The organism is Thermococcus sp. ES12 (assembly GCF_012027515.1).
GTDB lineage: Archaea > Methanobacteriota_B > Thermococci > Thermococcales > Thermococcaceae > Thermococcus > Thermococcus barossii.
The window spans coordinates 261,852-277,841 of the sequence record NZ_SNUP01000003.1; the positions used below are offsets into that span (position 1 = coordinate 261,852).

Annotated in this window: 21 protein-coding genes and 1 rRNA gene; 10 read left to right on the top strand and 12 right to left on the bottom strand. The window is 53.1% G+C overall.

Annotated features, from left to right (window positions below):
• Positions 1-13: 13 nt before the first annotated feature.
• On the bottom strand, positions 14-1,141 hold the full coding sequence (locus E3E37_RS09290; protein WP_167716783.1) for a beta-galactosidase: 1,128 nt from the start codon (positions 1,139-1,141) through the stop codon (positions 14-16).
• A gap of 40 nt (positions 1,142-1,181) precedes the next feature.
• Here E3E37_RS09290 and E3E37_RS09295 point away from each other — a divergent pair, with 40 nt between their 5' ends.
• Entirely contained in the window at positions 1,182-1,658 is a 477-nt protein-coding gene (locus E3E37_RS09295) for a GNAT family N-acetyltransferase (protein WP_240921962.1), read from the top strand.
• A gap of 72 nt (positions 1,659-1,730) precedes the next feature.
• Here E3E37_RS09295 and E3E37_RS09300 read toward each other — a convergent pair whose 3' ends face one another.
• From E3E37_RS09300 to E3E37_RS11565, 3 genes are all read right to left on the bottom strand, one after another.
• Complete coding sequence (locus E3E37_RS09300) at positions 1,731-2,591, bottom strand: radical SAM protein (protein ID WP_167716785.1); 861 nt, start codon at positions 2,589-2,591, stop codon at positions 1,731-1,733.
• Between the two features lie 41 nt (positions 2,592-2,632).
• A complete protein-coding gene (locus E3E37_RS09305; RefSeq protein ID WP_167716787.1) occupies positions 2,633-3,940 on the bottom strand; it encodes an ATP-binding protein in 1,308 nt (435 codons plus the stop codon).
• Between the two features lie 124 nt (positions 3,941-4,064).
• On the bottom strand, positions 4,065-4,262 hold the full coding sequence (locus E3E37_RS11565; RefSeq protein WP_206204083.1) for a DNA alkylation repair protein: 198 nt from the start codon (positions 4,260-4,262) through the stop codon (positions 4,065-4,067).
• A 538-nt stretch (positions 4,263-4,800) separates the two neighbouring features.
• On the opposite strand from E3E37_RS11565, the gene E3E37_RS09315 reads away from it, so the two are divergent.
• Genes E3E37_RS09315 through E3E37_RS09325 form a run of 3 tightly spaced genes read left to right on the top strand, consistent with a single transcriptional unit; the run spans position 4,801 to position 6,632 of the window.
• Complete coding sequence (locus E3E37_RS09315) at positions 4,801-5,982, top strand: MFS transporter (RefSeq protein WP_167716789.1); 1,182 nt, start codon at positions 4,801-4,803, stop codon at positions 5,980-5,982.
• A 7-nt stretch (positions 5,983-5,989) separates the two neighbouring features.
• Positions 5,990-6,268 carry a hypothetical protein gene (locus E3E37_RS09320; protein ID WP_240921963.1) on the top strand — a complete coding sequence of 93 codons (279 nt, stop codon included), beginning with the start codon at positions 5,990-5,992 and terminating at the stop codon, positions 6,266-6,268.
• On the top strand, positions 6,243-6,632 hold the full coding sequence (locus tag E3E37_RS09325; protein ID WP_167716791.1) for a DUF6516 family protein: 390 nt from the start codon (positions 6,243-6,245) through the stop codon (positions 6,630-6,632). The genes E3E37_RS09320 and E3E37_RS09325 overlap by 26 nt, the downstream gene beginning before the upstream one ends.
• Before the next feature lie 39 nt (positions 6,633-6,671).
• Here the strand turns inward: E3E37_RS09325 and E3E37_RS09330 are convergent, their stop codons facing one another.
• Together E3E37_RS09330 and E3E37_RS09335 are read right to left on the bottom strand one after the other, a co-directional pair.
• Complete coding sequence (locus E3E37_RS09330) at positions 6,672-7,238, bottom strand: nicotinamide-nucleotide adenylyltransferase (protein ID WP_167716793.1); 567 nt, start codon at positions 7,236-7,238, stop codon at positions 6,672-6,674.
• Positions 7,239-8,018 (bottom strand): S-adenosyl-l-methionine hydroxide adenosyltransferase family protein, encoded by a 780-nt coding sequence (locus E3E37_RS09335; RefSeq protein ID WP_167716898.1) that lies wholly within the window; start codon positions 8,016-8,018, stop codon positions 7,239-7,241.
• A 50-nt stretch (positions 8,019-8,068) separates the two neighbouring features.
• Between E3E37_RS09335 and E3E37_RS09340 the strand changes: the two genes are divergently transcribed.
• From E3E37_RS09340 to pgsA, 3 genes are read left to right on the top strand one after another with little or no spacing between them, the layout of a single operon-like run.
• A complete protein-coding gene (locus tag E3E37_RS09340; RefSeq protein WP_167716795.1) occupies positions 8,069-9,670 on the top strand; it encodes a transglutaminase-like domain-containing protein in 1,602 nt (533 codons plus the stop codon).
• Positions 9,670-10,206 carry a tRNA (cytidine(56)-2'-O)-methyltransferase gene (locus tag E3E37_RS09345; RefSeq protein WP_167716797.1) on the top strand — a complete coding sequence of 179 codons (537 nt, stop codon included), beginning with the start codon at positions 9,670-9,672 and terminating at the stop codon, positions 10,204-10,206. Before E3E37_RS09340 ends, E3E37_RS09345 begins: the two co-directional genes overlap by 1 nt.
• 9 nt (positions 10,207-10,215) lie before the next feature.
• Positions 10,216-10,782 (top strand): archaetidylinositol phosphate synthase, encoded by a 567-nt coding sequence (gene pgsA, locus E3E37_RS09350; RefSeq protein ID WP_167716900.1) that lies wholly within the window; start codon positions 10,216-10,218, stop codon positions 10,780-10,782.
• A 78-nt stretch (positions 10,783-10,860) separates the two neighbouring features.
• Here pgsA and E3E37_RS09355 read toward each other — a convergent pair whose 3' ends face one another.
• A complete protein-coding gene (locus tag E3E37_RS09355) occupies positions 10,861-11,568 on the bottom strand; it encodes a TIGR02253 family HAD-type hydrolase (RefSeq protein WP_167716901.1) in 708 nt (235 codons plus the stop codon).
• A gap of 155 nt (positions 11,569-11,723) precedes the next feature.
• Between E3E37_RS09355 and E3E37_RS09360 the strand changes: the two genes are divergently transcribed.
• A complete protein-coding gene (locus E3E37_RS09360) occupies positions 11,724-11,990 on the top strand; it encodes a hypothetical protein (protein WP_088865039.1) in 267 nt (88 codons plus the stop codon).
• On the opposite strand, the gene E3E37_RS09365 is transcribed toward E3E37_RS09360, so the two are convergent.
• Together E3E37_RS09365 and E3E37_RS09370 are read right to left on the bottom strand one after the other, a co-directional pair.
• The gene (locus E3E37_RS09365; protein ID WP_088865040.1) at positions 11,971-12,540 is read right to left on the bottom strand and encodes an ASCH domain-containing protein; all 570 of its coding nucleotides are present in this window, start codon (positions 12,538-12,540) and stop codon (positions 11,971-11,973) included. The two genes, E3E37_RS09360 and E3E37_RS09365, sit on opposite strands and share 20 nt — an antisense overlap.
• Positions 12,537-12,875: an ASCH domain-containing protein gene (locus tag E3E37_RS09370; RefSeq protein ID WP_088865041.1), complete on the bottom strand. Its 339-nt coding sequence runs from the start codon at positions 12,873-12,875 to the stop codon at positions 12,537-12,539. The genes E3E37_RS09365 and E3E37_RS09370 overlap by 4 nt, the downstream gene beginning before the upstream one ends.
• Before the next feature lie 93 nt (positions 12,876-12,968).
• Here E3E37_RS09370 and E3E37_RS09375 point away from each other — a divergent pair, with 93 nt between their 5' ends.
• The gene (locus E3E37_RS09375; RefSeq protein WP_088865042.1) at positions 12,969-13,133 is read left to right on the top strand and encodes a class III signal peptide-containing protein; all 165 of its coding nucleotides are present in this window, start codon (positions 12,969-12,971) and stop codon (positions 13,131-13,133) included.
• Positions 13,134-13,142: 9 nt separating this feature from the next.
• Positions 13,143-14,360 carry an A24 family peptidase C-terminal domain-containing protein gene (locus tag E3E37_RS09380; RefSeq protein WP_167716799.1) on the top strand — a complete coding sequence of 406 codons (1,218 nt, stop codon included), beginning with the start codon at positions 13,143-13,145 and terminating at the stop codon, positions 14,358-14,360.
• A gap of 140 nt (positions 14,361-14,500) precedes the next feature.
• Here the strand turns inward: E3E37_RS09380 and E3E37_RS09385 are convergent, their stop codons facing one another.
• The 3 genes from E3E37_RS09385 to rrf form a co-directional block, all read right to left on the bottom strand.
• Positions 14,501-15,136, bottom strand: coding sequence for an HAD-IB family phosphatase (locus tag E3E37_RS09385; protein ID WP_167716801.1), 636 nt, complete (start codon positions 15,134-15,136; stop codon positions 14,501-14,503).
• 39 nt (positions 15,137-15,175) lie between these two features.
• Positions 15,176-15,838: a protein-L-isoaspartate(D-aspartate) O-methyltransferase gene (locus E3E37_RS09390; RefSeq protein WP_088865045.1), complete on the bottom strand. Its 663-nt coding sequence runs from the start codon at positions 15,836-15,838 to the stop codon at positions 15,176-15,178.
• Between the two features lie 59 nt (positions 15,839-15,897).
• Positions 15,898-15,990: ribosomal RNA gene (gene rrf / locus E3E37_RS09395) — 5S ribosomal RNA — on the bottom strand; the annotation flags it as partial.

Genomic DNA, 15,990 nt, shown 5'->3' on the forward strand with positions numbered 1-15,990 from the left:
AAGAAGTTGAAACTCAGCGAGAGCCGTTAACTGCCAGCTCCTCGCTCAGATTCCTGAAGACCTCCGCGGCGCCTTTGGGTTTCAGGTCGTAGGTGTAGAGGCCGGAGTACTTGTACGGGTCGCTCTCTGGCCTGTCACCTCCGTAATCGTGGAGGGCCGCCCAGAAGGCCACTTCAGCCCCCTCGTTCAGCTCCACCACGAGCGCGTCATGGACGTAGCGTTCAAAGCCCTCCTCTCCCCGATAGCACGGCAGAATCTGAAACCTTTTAACGGGTGTGTAGCTCGTCTCCGTTACCCAGATTGGCTTTTCAAGGCCGAACTCCTGCAGGACAGTCCTGATTTCCCGCATTTTCTCAACTATTTCCCAGGGGTTACGGAAGTTCGTGTGGACGTTCATGACGTCGAAGTTCCGCCCGGCTGGAAACTCCGGGTCGCTCAGGAGCTTTCTGAGGTAGTTCCCCTCGCAGGAGGGCTCGGCCTTTGAATTGGCCAGCCCGCCGAGGACGACCTTGGCGCTGGGATTTCCCTCCTTTATCCCACGGTAGAAGTGGGCCAGCATCTCCGCGTAATCGTCGGCGGTCGAGCCGTCTCCATCGGGGTCATTCAAAAAGCCGGCCATGTCTGGCTCGTTCCAGAGCTCCCAGTGGGTTACTCTCCCCCGGTAGTGCGCTGCAAGGGCCCTCGCAAACTCGCGGAGGTATTCGGGGTTTGATGGAGGGTAGAGGTAGTAGTTCCTTGCGTCCGGTCTTTCTGAGGCCCACCTCGGCGTGAACATCACGACGGGAAGCACCAAGAGGTTCCTCTGGAGGGCGGCGTTGATGATCCAGTCGAACTCAGTGAAGTTGTACTCGCCAGGAGAGGGCTCTGCTATGGCCCAGATGAAGCCTATCCTGACCCACTTCGCACCGACGTCCCTTGCGGCGTCGAAAACGGTCTCTGCCCTCTCGTGGCTTATGCCGGGATCCATATAGACCACAAGAACGCCAAGGGATCCGTTGACGTCGGGGGAAAGGGAGTAGGTGACGTTGTTTTCGCAGGGCGGGAGCTCGGGGTTCCGGTTCACAAGGAACAGGCCAGATGCGAGCAGAAGGGCAACGAGAAACGCCGCGGGAAATAATTTTTTCAGCACGATGACCGCCAACCAAACTTGGGGGAACCCCATTTAAACGTTCCCACGAAAGATGAGCCGGAGGATGAATCCAATGGACATCCACACCCTCACCAAGAGAGACGAAATTCGCAGATGCCTCCAGATTGCCAGAGACTTGCCCGAGTGGTTCAACGAGGCCGGGCTCAGGGCGATGGAGCGGGATTTAGGGGAGGGGAGGACCTTCGTTGCCATCGAGGGGGGAGACGTTCTCGGCTTCATAACTGTCAAGCCCCTCAGCGAAAAAGCCCTCGAAATCCTCTGGATGGCCGTTAGGAGAGAGCTAAGAGGAAAAGGTATAGGGACGGAAATGCTCCTCTTTACCGAAGAGTGGGCTAAGGAGAGGGGCTTTGAGGTTCTCGTCGTTAAAACCTCTGGCGACCTCTCATACGAGCCCTACGACGCGACGAGGCGCTTCTACGAGCTGAGGGGCTTCGTGAGAATAGCGCTGATAGACCCGTATCCGGGGTGGGGCGAGCCAGCTTTGATTTATGTTAAGTGCTTGAGATGATTTGGAAGTACTTTTAAATGGAGCGCTGAAAGAAAGGGATTAAGTGTTCTGAGGTAGCTTGCTCTTTGCATCTCATACAATCCTATACCTTACGTTATACTCTTTGCAAAGCTCTCTTGCTTTCTTTTCAAGTCTCCTTTGATACTCCCAATTTGGCTGATTAAATTTGAACAGCTCTTCATATTTCGGTAGCAGCTCTGGAAAATACTTCCCAAGAATGCTGTAATACGCTGTTTTCCCGCTCCCATAGAGGGTCAGAGCCCCAACAAAAACATAGTCGGCGCTGAATTCTTTAGCAACCTTTATCATTTCCTCCATCTGCTCATCTGAATCTGAAATAAATGGCAGCACTGGTATGTAGGCGATTCCAGCGTAAAATCCTTCCTCTTTGACCCGCCAAAGCGTTTCAAGCCTTTCCTTTGGAGAGGGAGCTTTTGGTTCAAAGATTTTTGCAATCCTCTCATCCAAGCTTGAGAATGAGAATGTTATCAAAACTCCCCTTAAATTTTCCAAATCCCCGGGAAGAATAGCCTTCCTATCTATTTCTCTCAGCAAATCCAAATCCCTCAAGATTAGAGTTGATTTTGTCAAACAGTGCACAGGAAACTTGAACTTGAGGATAACCTCCAAGCATCTCCTCGTCACTTGATACTTCTCCTCCATTGGTTGCCAAGGTTCAGTTGCCGAACCGAGTGCTATGAAACCGTATTCCTTTCTTTCTGCCCCCTTTCTGAGTTCTCTTTGGAGAATCAAGGGAGCATTTACTTTAACAGCTAAGCTTTTGGTTTCTCCATATTTACTTCCATGAATGTAGCAGTAAACACACCCAAACTCACAGAGCTGGTAGGGGTTCAGAGAATAATCGTCCAAAAACCATTCGTCCCTCTTTTTATGCTTGTTCAACACGCTCTTAACAAATATCCCTTTAACCATCTTTATCGACCTTTATGCTTTGCATACTTGGGCTTTTTCCCCTAAAACCCTGCCACAAATACCTGCCATGGATAAAAGGCAACTCTCTCGTCAACCTTATACCTCCTCCCAATTACAATCCCTTTCTCGGCCCCAACTCTCTCCATAGTCCTCTCTACCTGACCTTTCTTTTCCTTCCCAAGACCTACTTCAACTACCACCTTTCCACCGCCGACCTCAAGTACAAAGTCAGCGCTTCCTTTACTCGGCTCATAGCTTAGCTTTCCCATTTTTACCTTTGCAATCAAGTAAAGGTAAAACGCCACGACATCTTCAAGAAGAGAGGCAAAGACTTCCTCTTTGTTGATGTTTATGCCAGCTTTGTAAAGAAGGGCTGATTTTATCGGAACTGCAAGAAACTTTATCTTCGGATTTTTTCTGATGTTCTTAGAAAGCGAACCATGAGTGGGAATTTTTTGAACAAGACCAGCTTTCTCAAGGGCATCTACAAGCTTTATAACGGTTCCCTTGGCCAAGCCAAGCGTTTTGGAAAGCTTTTCATAGCTGAATCTTTCCCCTTTTGGATTAGCCATTAAGTAGAGTAGGCTGAAGGCTTTGTCGAGCGTTTCAGCGTCGAATTCATGAGCTTCTCTAAGGTCACGGTAAACAACTCTATCGAGCATCGTGATGAGCCTCTCATAAACCTCCCATTCTTCCATCTCAAGCGAAAGCGGCATGGAGCCAACTTTTACGTACTCGACTATCTCTTCCCTAAGGAGTGGAATCTCGATTTCTTCCAAGTTGAGGATCTCCCACATGAGTCCTGGAAGGGATTCACCGATTTTGAGGCGATAATATTCTCTGAAGGTCATTGGGAAAAGCTCTTTGTGAAGAGCTCTTCTTGCCAAATCGGGACTTTCTCTGAGCTTTATCGCCGAGGAACCCGTCACAACAATGAGAAATCTCTTCTCATCATGGAGGAGCTTAAGCTTTAAGTCCCAGTTGTCCTCATACTGAACCTCATCGAGGAGTATCACAGCTTTCTCTGGCTTTATCATTCTCTTATAAGCTTCTACGACATCCAGGAGGTTTAGCCCAAAAGCTTGGAGCCTATCAAGGGGTAGATAAAGCACGTGATTTGGGTTCGTTTTTGAAATTGCATCAAAGTAAAGCTGTGCTAAAAGCGTTGTCTTCCCAACCCCTCTTATGCCAAGAAGTAAGATTGTATCGGCTTTTCCATATTTCAGATACGAATCCACCTTAGAGACGAGCCAGTCATAGAGCTCTCGCTTTTTGGGTTTGTTATAGGGTTTGAGAAGGGCTGGAAGGTTGAGTATATGTCCGGTAATATAGTCATCTGGATGAACCATAATATCACCATTTGGTCATTGGAATGACCAATTTATAAAGGTTTTGTAGCAAGTGTTTGCTGAATCCTTTCACTTCTCAGCTCTTTGAGGGCTTCTTTAGCTATGTATTTTGCGCTTTTGGTTCCTAATTTTCAATTTCTTCAGCCAGTTTGATGGCTTTTTCGTTTAGACGTGCATTTCTCTTTCCAATTTGCCTCAGCGCCCAGCTTACAGCTTTCTTAACATAGTTTCTTTCGTCTTTAGCTCCTTCGAGGATGTAAGGGAAGAACTTCTCAAACTTTTCATCACTCGCCTTCTTGTCGCTGATAGCTAATTTTGCCATTAACGCAAAGCCACTCTTTTTACAAACTCTTCCTCACTTTGGCTCCACTCATTGCTTTTTTACATGCAAATTTCGTTCTCCAGAAAAGATTCATGACACATTGATCGCATAAGTCCCAGTTGTCAAAATCCCTAACCCAGCACCATCAGCACTTCATTAACTTTCTCGGGCCCAGCTATGAAGAGGTAGTTAAATCAAACATATACTACAAAAATCCTCCCAAACTTGTTCTTGAAGATGAGCAGACAGAGTATCATCAGAATGGCTGAGACATGGAAGATTGGAGCTAATTGCTTACAGGGAAGAAGGGAGTGGCTAAGTATCTCAAAACACAACGTTTGATGTCTCTTCTGGGGAATAACTCTTGGAGGTGTAGAGTGGAAGGAAGTACGAGGATTAACAAAATGATGTAAAACCACTTCTTGGTTGTCAGCTGTTCCAGTCTCATGTAATTTTCTTTCTCAAGTTGTTTTAAAAATGCCTTAGTTTCTCTCAAATTTAGAAAATAATTTAAAACACCTTGACAAACTTCAAAGACATGAAGTGGAGTGAGATTCCGAAGGATGCCAAAGCGTACATGCTCTACCACACCATTATAGCTCCCGGCCTGATAGTCTGGATACTGTTTCCCCTCTACATGATGAAGGTCGGCTACTCCGTCCTTGAGGTCGGAGCGTTCTTCACCGCTGTGAACATCATCTCGATTCCCCTTACCTATCTCTTCGGGAGGCTCTTCAACCGCTGGGACATCAAGAAGGGGCTGATTGTAATAGACATCCTAGACGGCATCGCCTACGTCCTTTATGGTCTCGCCAGAGGCACCATAGCCCCACTTGTGCTCTTCGCCGGAAGAACCGTGGAGAAGCTATCAACCGTGCTTTACCCCCTCTACCGTGCCTACGAGCAGATAATCTATCCCGCGGATAAGTACGAGGAGATATTTGCCTGGCACCTGCGCCTTCCGGAGGTGGCGAGGCTGATAACCTTTCCCATCCTCGGCTACATCTTCGGCTACCTCTACCCCGGCGCGGAGAGCTACCGCTGGGCCTTCATCTTCTTCGGTCTGTTCTCGGCCGTTACGGTGGCATACATCTGGCTCTTCCTGCCTTCGGTCGGCAAAGAGGAGCGCATCAGCGCGGAGGGCTTCACCTTTAAGGTCGGAGAGTTTAAGGTCCTTCTCGCCTTCGAGGCCCTGCTCACGCTTGCCTGGGCGCTCGCCCCCGAGATAGTGCTCATCAACTACGTCGTTTTCGTGCTCCATAAGACAGTCTTCGAGGTAACGCTCATAGCCTGCGCGAGCAGTCTCGCTTCGATAATCGGCACCTACGCCAGCGAGAGGGTTCCAAAGGGGAAGGGCTTTCAGGTGATTGGGGCAGGGATGTTCATCAACGCCGCCTATGCCCTCGTCATGGCGCTCTCACCGCCCTTCTGGCTGGCGCTGGTTGTCTACGCGGTGGGAGACTTCGGGAACACCCTCTGGTTTCCCTTCTACCGCTCCTGGCAGTTCTCGCTGATTCCGAAGGAGCGAGCCAGCGAGTTCCACGCGGCAATATCGAGCTACAACAGGCTGATTGGCCTCGTCACGCCGTTCATCGCGGGTGCTTTAGCGAGCATCCACGCAACTCTCCCGTACGCGGCGAGCTTAGCGATGTTCCTGCTGGCGGGGGCGATGTTCTGGTGGCTGGCGGGAAAAGGTATTTATTCCAGTGGGTCAAGTTAGTGACGTGATGGCGATGAGCGAGGTCGTGATTTCGAAGAGGGACGTGCTGGCTCACGAGAAGCTGAGGGTAATCTCCGAGCTTGCTCCGATACGCGAGAAAATCAGGATGTTCGAGGAGAAATATGGGATGACGATTGAAGAGTTCGAGAAAAAACTCAAAAGCTCGGAGGAGTCTTTCGAGGCATGGGACGACTACATTGAGTGGAAGGCATACGTAAAGAAACTGGAAGAACTCAAAAGCAGGCTCAGGGAGATTAAGCATGCTCAGAGAGTTAGAGTTGCTTGATGGCCGTCCCGTTGTTAAGGATTACGAGATTCTCGATTACAAAGAAGGAGAGAGCTTCTATTTCCTGAAAATCAAGGCAGAGCTAATAGACGGGAGCGTTCTGTACATCAGGGAGTTCGTCTCCGAGGATGACTACAACTACTCGTTCCAGTGGCAGAGGAATGGGGAGCTTATAGTTCGCTGGGATAACGCGCCGCACCACAGGGATGTAGAGACTTTCCCACATCATAAGCACGTTGGCTCCAAGGATAACGTTCAGCCTTCCAAGGAGGTTTCACTGGAGGATGTCCTCGGGGTGATTGAAAGACTAACCTGTCATAAGACCCAAGCTTCCGATCGGGAACCCCTTCATGGAAACGATTGAAATGGGCGCACGTGGCCCTAGTTCAAAGGAGGGGATCTTCTAAAACTCCGGAATCCTTATCGGCGCCTGGAGCTCCTTCTCGTTCTTTTCAAGGTTTGTCGCCAGCATCTTTATCCTCTCGCAGCCCTTTATCTCCCTGATGAACTCGGCGACGCTCTTTGGAACCAGCTCCTCCCACGGCTTACCTTCAACCATGCGCTTTCTTATCTCCGTCGCCGAGAGGATGTCCTTCCTGAACATAGGCTGGACTATCACTTCATAGCCCTTCTCGCGGAAGAGCTGTGCAACGAGGGAGTTGCCCGTGAAAACCACATCGAAGCGCGGAACCATGCTCACCACGTAGGTCGCCCAGATGGCGTTGAAGTTTATGTCCGGGAGCGGAATTAGGTAGTAGCGCTTGCCGGTTAAACCAGCTTCGTCCAGGGCCCTTATCAGCATCTCCATTCTCTCGCTCGTCGTGAAGGGGTTCTTGAGCGTGTGGCTCGCCTGCGCGCTCCCTATGCCGATTATCACCTCATCAACCTGCGAGAAAACGAACTCAAGGGCCTTTATGTGCCCGTTGTGGACCGGCTGAAACCGGCCGACGAAGAGTCCGCGCCTTACCATTCAATCACCTCCAACCAACTTCACCCTCACCTCGTCCCCGACCTTAAGTCCAAGCATTTCCGCCGCGCTTCCCCGATTGACGGCTATTTCAAGGTAGTCGTGGCTTCCGGGGAGTGCGAGCAGTTCTCCGGGCTTTACCTGTCCGTAGGTGTCGAGGTAGGGGATACTCAAGTCGAAATCCGGAAGTTCAACGGCCCTTGGTTTTTCATAGTCCTCGAGGTTGAGGATGACGTTCCCAAAGTCGTCGATGTAAATCACCCTGAGCAGCCAGAGGTCATCTTCCCTCTTCGGTTCGACGTCCAGTCTGATTAAGCTTTCCAGGGGGATTTCTCTTCCGAGCTTCTCGGGTTCAACCCATGCGTCCAGCAGGGCCCCAACCGGTCCAAAAATGTCTCTCCCGTGGAAGGTCGAGCTTATCTCCCACTTCGTGAAGCGCTTCACCCTCTCGAAGTCTATCTCCCAGACTTTCCTCGCTTTAATGTGTTTGAGGGGGAGCGTGGCTAAACCGTTGTCGGGAACGACCAGCCACTGCTCGCCTTCGATTATTACCGCCCTCCTCTCGGTTCCAACGCCGGGGTCTATGACGCCAACGTGAACCGTTCCCTCCGGAGAATATTTGACGACCTGCTCCATGGCGAAGGAGCCCTCGATGATGGAGTGTCGGGTTATTGAATGGCTGACATCAACGATTACCGCCTCCGGGTTGAGCCTCAGCATAGCAACCTTCATTTCCCCAACGTAGGGGCCCCTAAGGCCAAAGTCGGTCGTCAGAGTTATCATCGGCACCACCTAAAGCTTATTAACGGTTGTGGCTTTAAAGGGTTTGGAAGATGGTCATGAGAAAGATAATCCCTCTCCTGCTGATTCTCATCGTGGTGGTTTCAGGCTGCCTCTTCAAGCCTCCTGCGGAGGTTAAATTCTCGGTTGATAAGACACTCGTCCGGCCCGGAGGAACAATTCACGTGGTTATATTCGTGAACAACACCGGAAAAGTCGGGCTCACCGGTGCGACGCTCGTCCTCGGAGACGACAGCTTTCAGATACTCCAAGAGCCAAAGTTTCCGGAAATACTCCCCGTAGGCGAGAGCGTTCAGCTCGTCTGGATTCTTAGGGCGCCCCTTAAGCCCGGTGTCTACAGCCTGAAACTGTCCCTTGAGCTTACCGACGAGCTCAAACGTTCGTGGACGGGTTTCTACGGACAGTTCAGAATAACGGTGTCGAGTGAGGCCGGCCCTTCCGATGAGGTAGAGGTAAACGTTGAGGCACCCAAGGTCATCGAGGGTGGGCAAACTGCCGATATAACAGTCATTATCAAGAACAAGCTCGACGTTCCGATAGAGCTCCGCGACCTCAGCTTCAACCTCTTCAACGGTATGAAGGTCGTGAGCGCAGGGACGCTTCCGGCATCTGTTGACGGAAAGGACGAGGTGAGGATCAGATACACCGTAAGGGCACCGTACGCGTACCGAGAGGGGTACATATCCACCATCCTCAAGTACGCGATAAGCGGCGCCGAGGGTAGCACTGTCAAGAGCTTCCCGCTGAAGGTGGTGTGGAAACCCTGGAACCAGAGCACCGAGGTTCTAAAGGATGCCTACGGCCTGAAGTATCACTGGGTAACGGACGAATACATAGTCGACGGCTACTGGATGAAGCGCTACAATTCGACGTCGGAGTTCAACAGAACCGAGTTCAGGAACATCACGCTGGGAATAATCGGCAACTCAGAATCGGAGCCCCAGGCAGCGGAGGCAATATACAGCTGGATGATGAGGACGTACTCCCTCGGGGACACCACCTCCACCCTTGAGCCGGATAAGATACTCCCGCAGGACAGGATAAGCTACGCGGAGGCCCAGATACTCATCACGGCGATGCTGCGCTCGGTTGACATCCCCGCCAGAGTTATAACTCTCTCCAACGGAACGGACTGCACGATGAGACCCATGACCGAGTTCTACACCGCCGACGGGTGGTACATCGTGGACGTGAGACACGACTTCGTTGGTTCCGTTGACGAGTACCTCGCCAGCCCGTACTTCCCCAAGGTGTACCAGCTTGTGACCCGCGACGGCTTCAGAATAGTCGCCCAGGCACCGGCAACCCTTCAGGGGCACGAACACGTTGACGTCACCGGCGATTTCCTCGCGAACCTTGAGGACAGGCTCCTGAAGACCGTAACCGAGAGGCTGAAACCGGAGTTGAGGTCAAAGCTCATGCTCGTCATGAACAACCTCGATGAGAACGAGAGGCTCTATGCCCTCTTTATCTTTGCCTCCGCACCCAGCGAGGAAGACCTGAATAGAGTGCTGAGCGATTACAGCACGAGCAAGATAGAGCAAGACGTAAAAACCATGTACGAATTCTACAAGAACATGACCTGGAGGGACGACTTCACCAGGTACTGGAGAATATTCGCGGGGGAGGTATGATGATAGCGGTTCTAAGGCTCGGACACAGACCGGAAAGGGACAAGAGGATAACGACGCACGTGGCTTTAACGGCGAGGGCCTTCGGGGCGGATAAGATTATAATAGCCGCCGAGATGGATGAGCACGTAAAAGACAGCGTGGAGGACGTGGTTGAACGCTGGGGCGGGCCTTTTGAGATAACCTTTGACCCCAGCTGGAAGCGCATCATGCGCGAGTGGAAGAACCGAGGAGGAGTGATAGTCCACCTCACGATGTACGGGATTCACGTTGATGAAGCTATGCCGAGAATCAGGGACGAGCTGAGGAAGGGGAAGGACGTGCTCGTCGTCGTCGGTGCCGAGAAGGTGCCCAAAGAGGTCTATGAGATGGCCGACTACAACGTGGCAGTGGGAAACCAGCCCCACAGCGAGGTGGCCGCTCTGGCGGTTTTCCTGGACAGACTGCTCGACGGAGAAGGCCTCAGAAAGGAGTTCGAAGGGGCGAAGCTCAGGATAATCCCGCAGGAGAGGGGGAAGAGGGTAATCGAGCTGAAGTGAGGGATGCTCATGGTTCTCAACCGCTACCGCGAGAACGTTAAGGGCTACCTTGAGGCCCTCGTGAGACCCCTCGCGAGGGCGGGAGTGACTCCGAACACGATAACCGTCCTCGGTCTGCTGATAAGCCTCGCCGGGGCGTACCTCTTCTACCGCGGCGAGCAGGTCATAGCGGCTCTCGTTCTGCTCTTCGGCTCTCTCGTCGATGCCCTCGATGGAACGCTCGCGAGGCTGACAGGAAAGACGAGCCGCTTTGGAGCGTTCCTGGATTCAACCTTCGACAGGATAAGCGACGGTGCGGTTCTCTTCGGGATAGCCCTCGGAAATCTCGCCGACTGGCGTGTTGCTTTCATAGCCTTCATGGGGAGCTACCTCGTCAGCTACGAGCGCTGCAGGGCCGAGCTGGCTGGCTCCGGAAAACTGGCTGTGGGAATAGCCGAAAGGGCGGAGAGGCTGCTGATAATAATCATTACCGCGCTCTTCGGCCACGTTGAGTACGGCCTCTACGCGGTTGCAGTCCTAGCGTGGATAACCGTCCTCCAGAGGCTTTACGCCGCCTACCAGAGGCTCAGGGAGTGAAGAAGAGGGGGAATGACGAAAATTTCGCTAAACGAGCCGCCCAGTGCGGCCATGAAGACCCCTGCCGTTGCCGACCCCTCATTTTTCCATCAGGCCCTTAACGATTTCAACGACCTCGCTCAGCCTTGAGACAACAAAGTCACAGTCCCCCCAGAGCTCGCGCTTGGCAGCGTTGGGGTCGAGGAGAACGCTGAGCATTCCCACCTTCTTCGCCCCGACGCAGTCCTTCGCAGGGTTGTCACCGACGTAGAGAGCTTTGTTCGCTTCAACGCCGGCCCTCTCAAGGGCGAGCTGGAAAGGCCTCGGGTGGGGCTTGTAGAAGCCCGCATCCTCGCTGGTGGTTATCGAGTCAAAGAGGTCGTAGATGCCGAGTGCCTTTAGGTGGGCCTCTATGTAGTCGTTGTCCGAGTCGGTGATTATGCCAACGTGCAGGCCAAGGTCTTTAAGTGCTTTAATCGCCTCAACGGCATCTGGGAAGAGCTCTCCATACCTCGCGTGCATCTCAAGACTAATCTCCCAAAAATCGTCAGGAACTGTAAAACCGTATCTTCCAGCAACCTTCTTCATCGCCTCGGTATCAACGTCCCGGATTTTGACGTAGGGCCTGCCGGCAAGCTCTTTAAACATCGCCGAGCTCTCGGCCTCGTACTCCTCCCAGAGCATGAGATAGTCGAGGTCGTCCCTCCCGGCTCTCTTCAGAACCTCGCGAACTATGTTCTGGTGGGTTACGTTTTCGCCCTCCTTCGTTATGAGAGTGCCCACGAAGTCAAAGAAGACCGCTTTCATAGCAACCACCTGAGGAGGTTAGGGGCTGACGTTAAAACCCTTGCCCGGCGGAACGACAAGTTGAACCCCAAAATTTTTCAGAAAGTTGCATCTATGACGGAAAATACTTAGAAAGACTTTTATTCACTCTCGGGGACGAATCGCCGACGGGGGTGATGAAAATCGAGGCGATACTCCTCGTCTGGGGCGTCCGGGACGAGGTTCTGGAAAGGCTCCCCGTTGATGGATACTGGCTCTACGGGGAGTATGACTTCTTGGCCAAGCTGGAATTTCGGGACGAGTTCGAAATGGAAACCTTCATGAGAGACCTCAAGCGCGTAATCCACGGGGGCACTTTCAAGCTGATTCCTGTCGTAATTTCAGCCGTCAAGAACGGTGGAGAAACGAGCGTCCTAGAGGGGCTCAAACCTTCGGCCCCATGATGCCCCTCCTTTTCAGCTCCCCGTAGGCCCTCCTGAGGGCGTCCCTTATCAGATACCTCTTGTTGAGACCGCCGAGCCTGTAGGCCGCTTTCCTCAGGCTGCCTGTTTTAAGGAAAAGCTCCAGCAGCTTTCTGTCCTCCCCGGAAAGGTCGAGGTGCTCGAGAGCCTTCTCAGCTATCTCTATGGGCAGGTTGCCTTCGTAGGCGTAGTCGGAGCTCATAACGGGTTTATCAAAGCGCTCCACGAGGCGGAAGACTATGACGTGGGCGGTGGAATCGTCGTTAACGTATCTGTAGTGCTCCTTCAGGGCTCTGATAAGTTCCTCCCTGCCCGAAAAGCCGTCCAGAAAAGCGTCCTCGTCGGTGAGCTCTCCAACCGTCTTGCTCTCGACCCTCTCGATTATGGCCTTCCCTATCGCGTAGCCGCCGGAGTGTATCAGAACCGTATCGCCCTCCTTCAGATTCGGTTTTCTCCCAAGTCTAACCGTCGCCCTCTTCCTGCCCTTCAGTATGGCTTCAGCGTATCTGCCGTCAAATTCGAGGTGCTTCATCTCCCCTCACCGAGGAGCTTGAACCTAATGGCTATGACGCCGTAGCGGTTCTCCTTCCACTTGGGATACATGCCGTGAAACCTCTTAACGGCCCTCTCGAAGCTCGGCTCGTCGGGAAAGATTTTTCCTACCGGTTCCTCCCTCAAGACCTGTCGGAATGTTTCGTAGCGCTTGACCCCGGTTACCACGGCGGGAACCGAGTCGTTGAAGATTATCTTATCCCCCGGTTTTATACCTCTAAGCTGCGGATACGCCACCCGGACCTCTATCCTCTTCTCCCCGGACTTTATGTAGTCCAGGTACTCCTCGCGGACCCTCAGGTGATAGACCCTCATTTTTACCACATTCCGGCTTGACCTTCTCCTTAAAAGCTTAGCCGATGGAAACTTTTAAATCCTTTAGCACCGAAGAAAGGTTAGGTGTGAGAGATGAGACGAGCCCAGGGAGCCCTTGAGTACCTGTTCATGCTGGCGGCGGTTCTGATTCTGGTAACCATAGCCGCCAGGGTGGTTCTCAACGGCACGAGGAACCTCAACGAGGCGATATCAAACTACACAACCCAAGTAAGGAAGCAGATTCTCGAAGATCTATGAGGTGGAATCATGGATTACGTTCCCCTGCTTTTGGGGCTGGTTATGGGAGCCGTTACTTCGTACACTGACGTAAAGACCGGATTCGTTTTTGACAATCACATCTTTCCGACGCTCACTCTGATAGGAAAGCTCCTTGGATGGGAAGAGGAGGATGAGGAGGAAAGCCTTCCCGGGTGGATTCCCAAACTGATAATACCCGCCGTTGAGGTCGGGGTGCTCTACTACCTTTACCTTGGGCTCAGCCAGGGAAACACACTCCTGGCCGCCTCCGGCTTCATTGGTCTCATACTGGGCTTCGTTCTCGGGTTGCTTCTCTACTACCTCGGCGCATGGGCCAGCGGCGATGCCGTGATACTGGCGGGCTTCTCGGCTCTCCTGCCATACGCGCCGGCAACCGCATCTATCGTTGCGCCCTACACCGTTGAGTATCCCCTCTACCCCCTAACCATACTGCTCAACAGCATCATCGCGATATTCCCCTTCATCTTCGTTTACGCCTTTGGGGTGCTCATCGCCAGAAGGAAGTTTGCCGAGCTGAGGGAGATATTCACCGACAAGGCACGGCTTACCCTCGAAGTATCCCTCTGGATAATGGCCGCCCTCGGGCTGAGGCTGATAATCCGGGAGACCGTAGGGGTTTCAATCGTCGGGCTGTGGTCATGGATATTCACAATCGCCGCGATATACGTCTTCGGAAGGTTCAGGAAGGTAGGAGACGCGGTAGGAATCGGGGTTTTGGCGTACCTGGCATATCAGGAACCAGTTACCACCGCGGAAGCGTTCCTGAAGCTCCTCACCGTGCTGTACCTGTTCAAGGTCTTCTTTTCCCTCGTGAAGTTCATGCGCACCGAGGTTCTGATGGAAGAAGTAACTGTGGAGGAGCTCAGGGAGTGGGACATACTTGGCGAGACCGTCTTTGAGAAGGATGGAAAAATCCTCAGAGACAGAAACGACGCCTTCACAAGGATAAAGAACGCCCTTCTAAGTGCGGACCTGGGAGCACTTCATCCGGATTACGGGAGGGTGATAGCTTCGTCAAGTGCCGAAGGGCTGAGCGGGGAGCAGATAGAAGAGCTGAAGCGGCTCGTCGAGGAGGGGATGCTTGAGAACAGCTTTCTGAGAAAGAAGTCCATGCCCTTCGCACCGGCGCTCTTCCTCGGCTTTCTGATAAGCTACTTCTGGGGCGACATCTTCTGGTGGATTCAGCTGAAGATAGCCGGGATGTGAGAAAAGCCTTTAAATCCGCTGCCGAACATCAACCCGGCCCGACGTCCGCCCACCCCGCAGAGGAGTGAGGCGGGGGTTCCGGTCGGGCCAACAGGGGGATGACGAGCTTTTGCTTTGCTGAGCGGTGAGGAACACGCCCTTCACTGACCCCGCTCTTCTATGAGGCCCCGGATTATCTCCATGACCTCGTGGAGGCTTTCAACGTTGTGGTCGCCCTCAACACCCTCGTGCGGGTTTATGGCTATGCTCACATCGGCTTCCCTGAACATGCTCAGGTCGTTGAAGCCGTCCCCAACCGCTATGGTGAGTTCCGGTTTAAGCTCCTCCTTCAGCTGCCGGAGTATCGTCCCCTTGCTCTTGAAGTCAACGAGGGGGTTGACCTTTCCGGTCACGAGGCCGTTCTCGTCGAATATCAGCTCGTTGGCGAAGACGTAGTCAACTTCGAGCTCCCGCGCTATCCTCCCCGCGAGGCACATGAGCCCGCTGCTGAGTATCGCTATCCTGAAGTCGTTCTCCCTCAGAAACCCGATGAGCTCCTTGGCGCCTTCCATGTACTCGACGGAGTTCGCCCATTCCACAATCTCGTCCCTGGTGTGTCCCTTCCAGAGGGAGGCGTCCAGCTCTGCCCATTCCACGTAGTCTATCCTCCCGGAGAAGAAAAGTTCGGCGTATTCCTTGCCCTTATCCCACGTTCCAAAGCGCTTGTGTAACTCCACCCAGCTGGAGACTGACTTGACCAGCGTTCCCTCAAGATCGAAGGCGATGAGCCTGACCATCGTACCACCTGAAAAGAGAGCGAGGGGAAACTTAAAAGCCTACCCCCTCCAGCCGTGCTCCCCTATGAGGGGCACGAAGGCAACACCGCCGTGATTCTTGGTCTTTATCGAACCGTCGGGGAGCTTGACGACCTCCAGCAGGTCCTGCCACAGATGGTAGCTTCCCACAGGGATTATCAGTTTTCCTCCGGGCTTTAGCTGCTCCACGAGTGGCTCCGGAACCTTTGGCGCTCCAGCGGTTACGATTATCCTGTCGTAGGGGGCCTTCGGCGGGAAGCCCTTCGTGCCGTCCCCGGGGATAACGTGGACGCTCTCCACCCCCGCCCTCTCAAGGTTCCGCCTCGCGAACTCAACCAGCTCGGGAATCCTCTCGATGGTATAAACATCAGTCTTCACCAGCTCGGCTATGAGAGAAGCGTTCCACCCGCTCCCCGTTCCGACCTCAAGGACTTTCATCCCGGGCTTAAGCTCAGCCAGTTCAAGCATTATGGCCACCATGTGCGGGGCACTTATCGTCTGTCCCGCGGGAATTGGAAGGGGCTCATCTACGTGGGCGTAGTCCCAGTAGCGCCTCTGAACGAAGAGGTAGCGCGGATACTTAAGAAAAGCCCTCCTAACGGCCTCGCTTTTTATGATACCCTCCCGGAAAAGGCGCTCGACGGTCTTCTCCCATCTCCTCCGGAGTTCATCCTCCGAAACCATACGGCTCATCGAGAAGGAGTACGCGCCCAGAGGATTTAAGACTTGCGAGAAGTTGTAATGGCCGGCGGCGTCCCCGGTTTCCCGCCCCCTCCCGGAGGGCAGTACACCCGGGATCGCTGGCGGGCTTAACTTCCGGGGTCGAAACGAGACCG

Coding starts and splice junctions, on each gene's coding strand:
- E3E37_RS09305 (WP_167716787.1), bottom strand. CDS start 3,940: ATGGTTCATCCAGATGACTATATTACCGGACATATACTCAACCTTCCA.
- E3E37_RS09370 (WP_088865041.1), bottom strand. CDS start 12,875: ATGAGGGTCTATCACCTGAGGGTCCGCGAGGAGTACCTGGACTACATA.
- E3E37_RS09300 (WP_167716785.1), bottom strand. CDS start 2,591: ATGGTTAAAGGGATATTTGTTAAGAGCGTGTTGAACAAGCATAAAAAG.
- E3E37_RS09365 (WP_088865040.1), bottom strand. CDS start 12,540: ATGAAGCACCTCGAATTTGACGGCAGATACGCTGAAGCCATACTGAAG.
- E3E37_RS09295 (WP_240921962.1), top strand. CDS start 1,182: ATGAGCCGGAGGATGAATCCAATGGACATCCACACCCTCACCAAGAGA.
- E3E37_RS09380 (WP_167716799.1), top strand. CDS start 13,143: ATGGATTACGTTCCCCTGCTTTTGGGGCTGGTTATGGGAGCCGTTACT.
- E3E37_RS09375 (WP_088865042.1), top strand. CDS start 12,969: ATGAGACGAGCCCAGGGAGCCCTTGAGTACCTGTTCATGCTGGCGGCG.
- E3E37_RS09385 (WP_167716801.1), bottom strand. CDS start 15,136: ATGGTCAGGCTCATCGCCTTCGATCTTGAGGGAACGCTGGTCAAGTCA.
- E3E37_RS09390 (WP_088865045.1), bottom strand. CDS start 15,838: ATGGTTTCGGAGGATGAACTCCGGAGGAGATGGGAGAAGACCGTCGAG.
- E3E37_RS09345 (WP_167716797.1), top strand. CDS start 9,670: ATGATAGCGGTTCTAAGGCTCGGACACAGACCGGAAAGGGACAAGAGG.
- E3E37_RS09360 (WP_088865039.1), top strand. CDS start 11,724: ATGAAAATCGAGGCGATACTCCTCGTCTGGGGCGTCCGGGACGAGGTT.
- E3E37_RS09330 (WP_167716793.1), bottom strand. CDS start 7,238: ATGGTAAGGCGCGGACTCTTCGTCGGCCGGTTTCAGCCGGTCCACAAC.
- E3E37_RS09320 (WP_240921963.1), top strand. CDS start 5,990: ATGGCGATGAGCGAGGTCGTGATTTCGAAGAGGGACGTGCTGGCTCAC.
- E3E37_RS09315 (WP_167716789.1), top strand. CDS start 4,801: ATGAAGTGGAGTGAGATTCCGAAGGATGCCAAAGCGTACATGCTCTAC.
- E3E37_RS09340 (WP_167716795.1), top strand. CDS start 8,069: ATGGTCATGAGAAAGATAATCCCTCTCCTGCTGATTCTCATCGTGGTG.
- E3E37_RS11565 (WP_206204083.1), bottom strand. CDS start 4,262: ATGGCAAAATTAGCTATCAGCGACAAGAAGGCGAGTGATGAAAAGTTT.
- E3E37_RS09335 (WP_167716898.1), bottom strand. CDS start 8,018: ATGATAACTCTGACGACCGACTTTGGCCTTAGGGGCCCCTACGTTGGG.
- E3E37_RS09355 (WP_167716901.1), bottom strand. CDS start 11,568: ATGAAAGCGGTCTTCTTTGACTTCGTGGGCACTCTCATAACGAAGGAG.
- pgsA (WP_167716900.1), top strand. CDS start 10,216: ATGGTTCTCAACCGCTACCGCGAGAACGTTAAGGGCTACCTTGAGGCC.
- E3E37_RS09325 (WP_167716791.1), top strand. CDS start 6,243: ATGCTCAGAGAGTTAGAGTTGCTTGATGGCCGTCCCGTTGTTAAGGAT.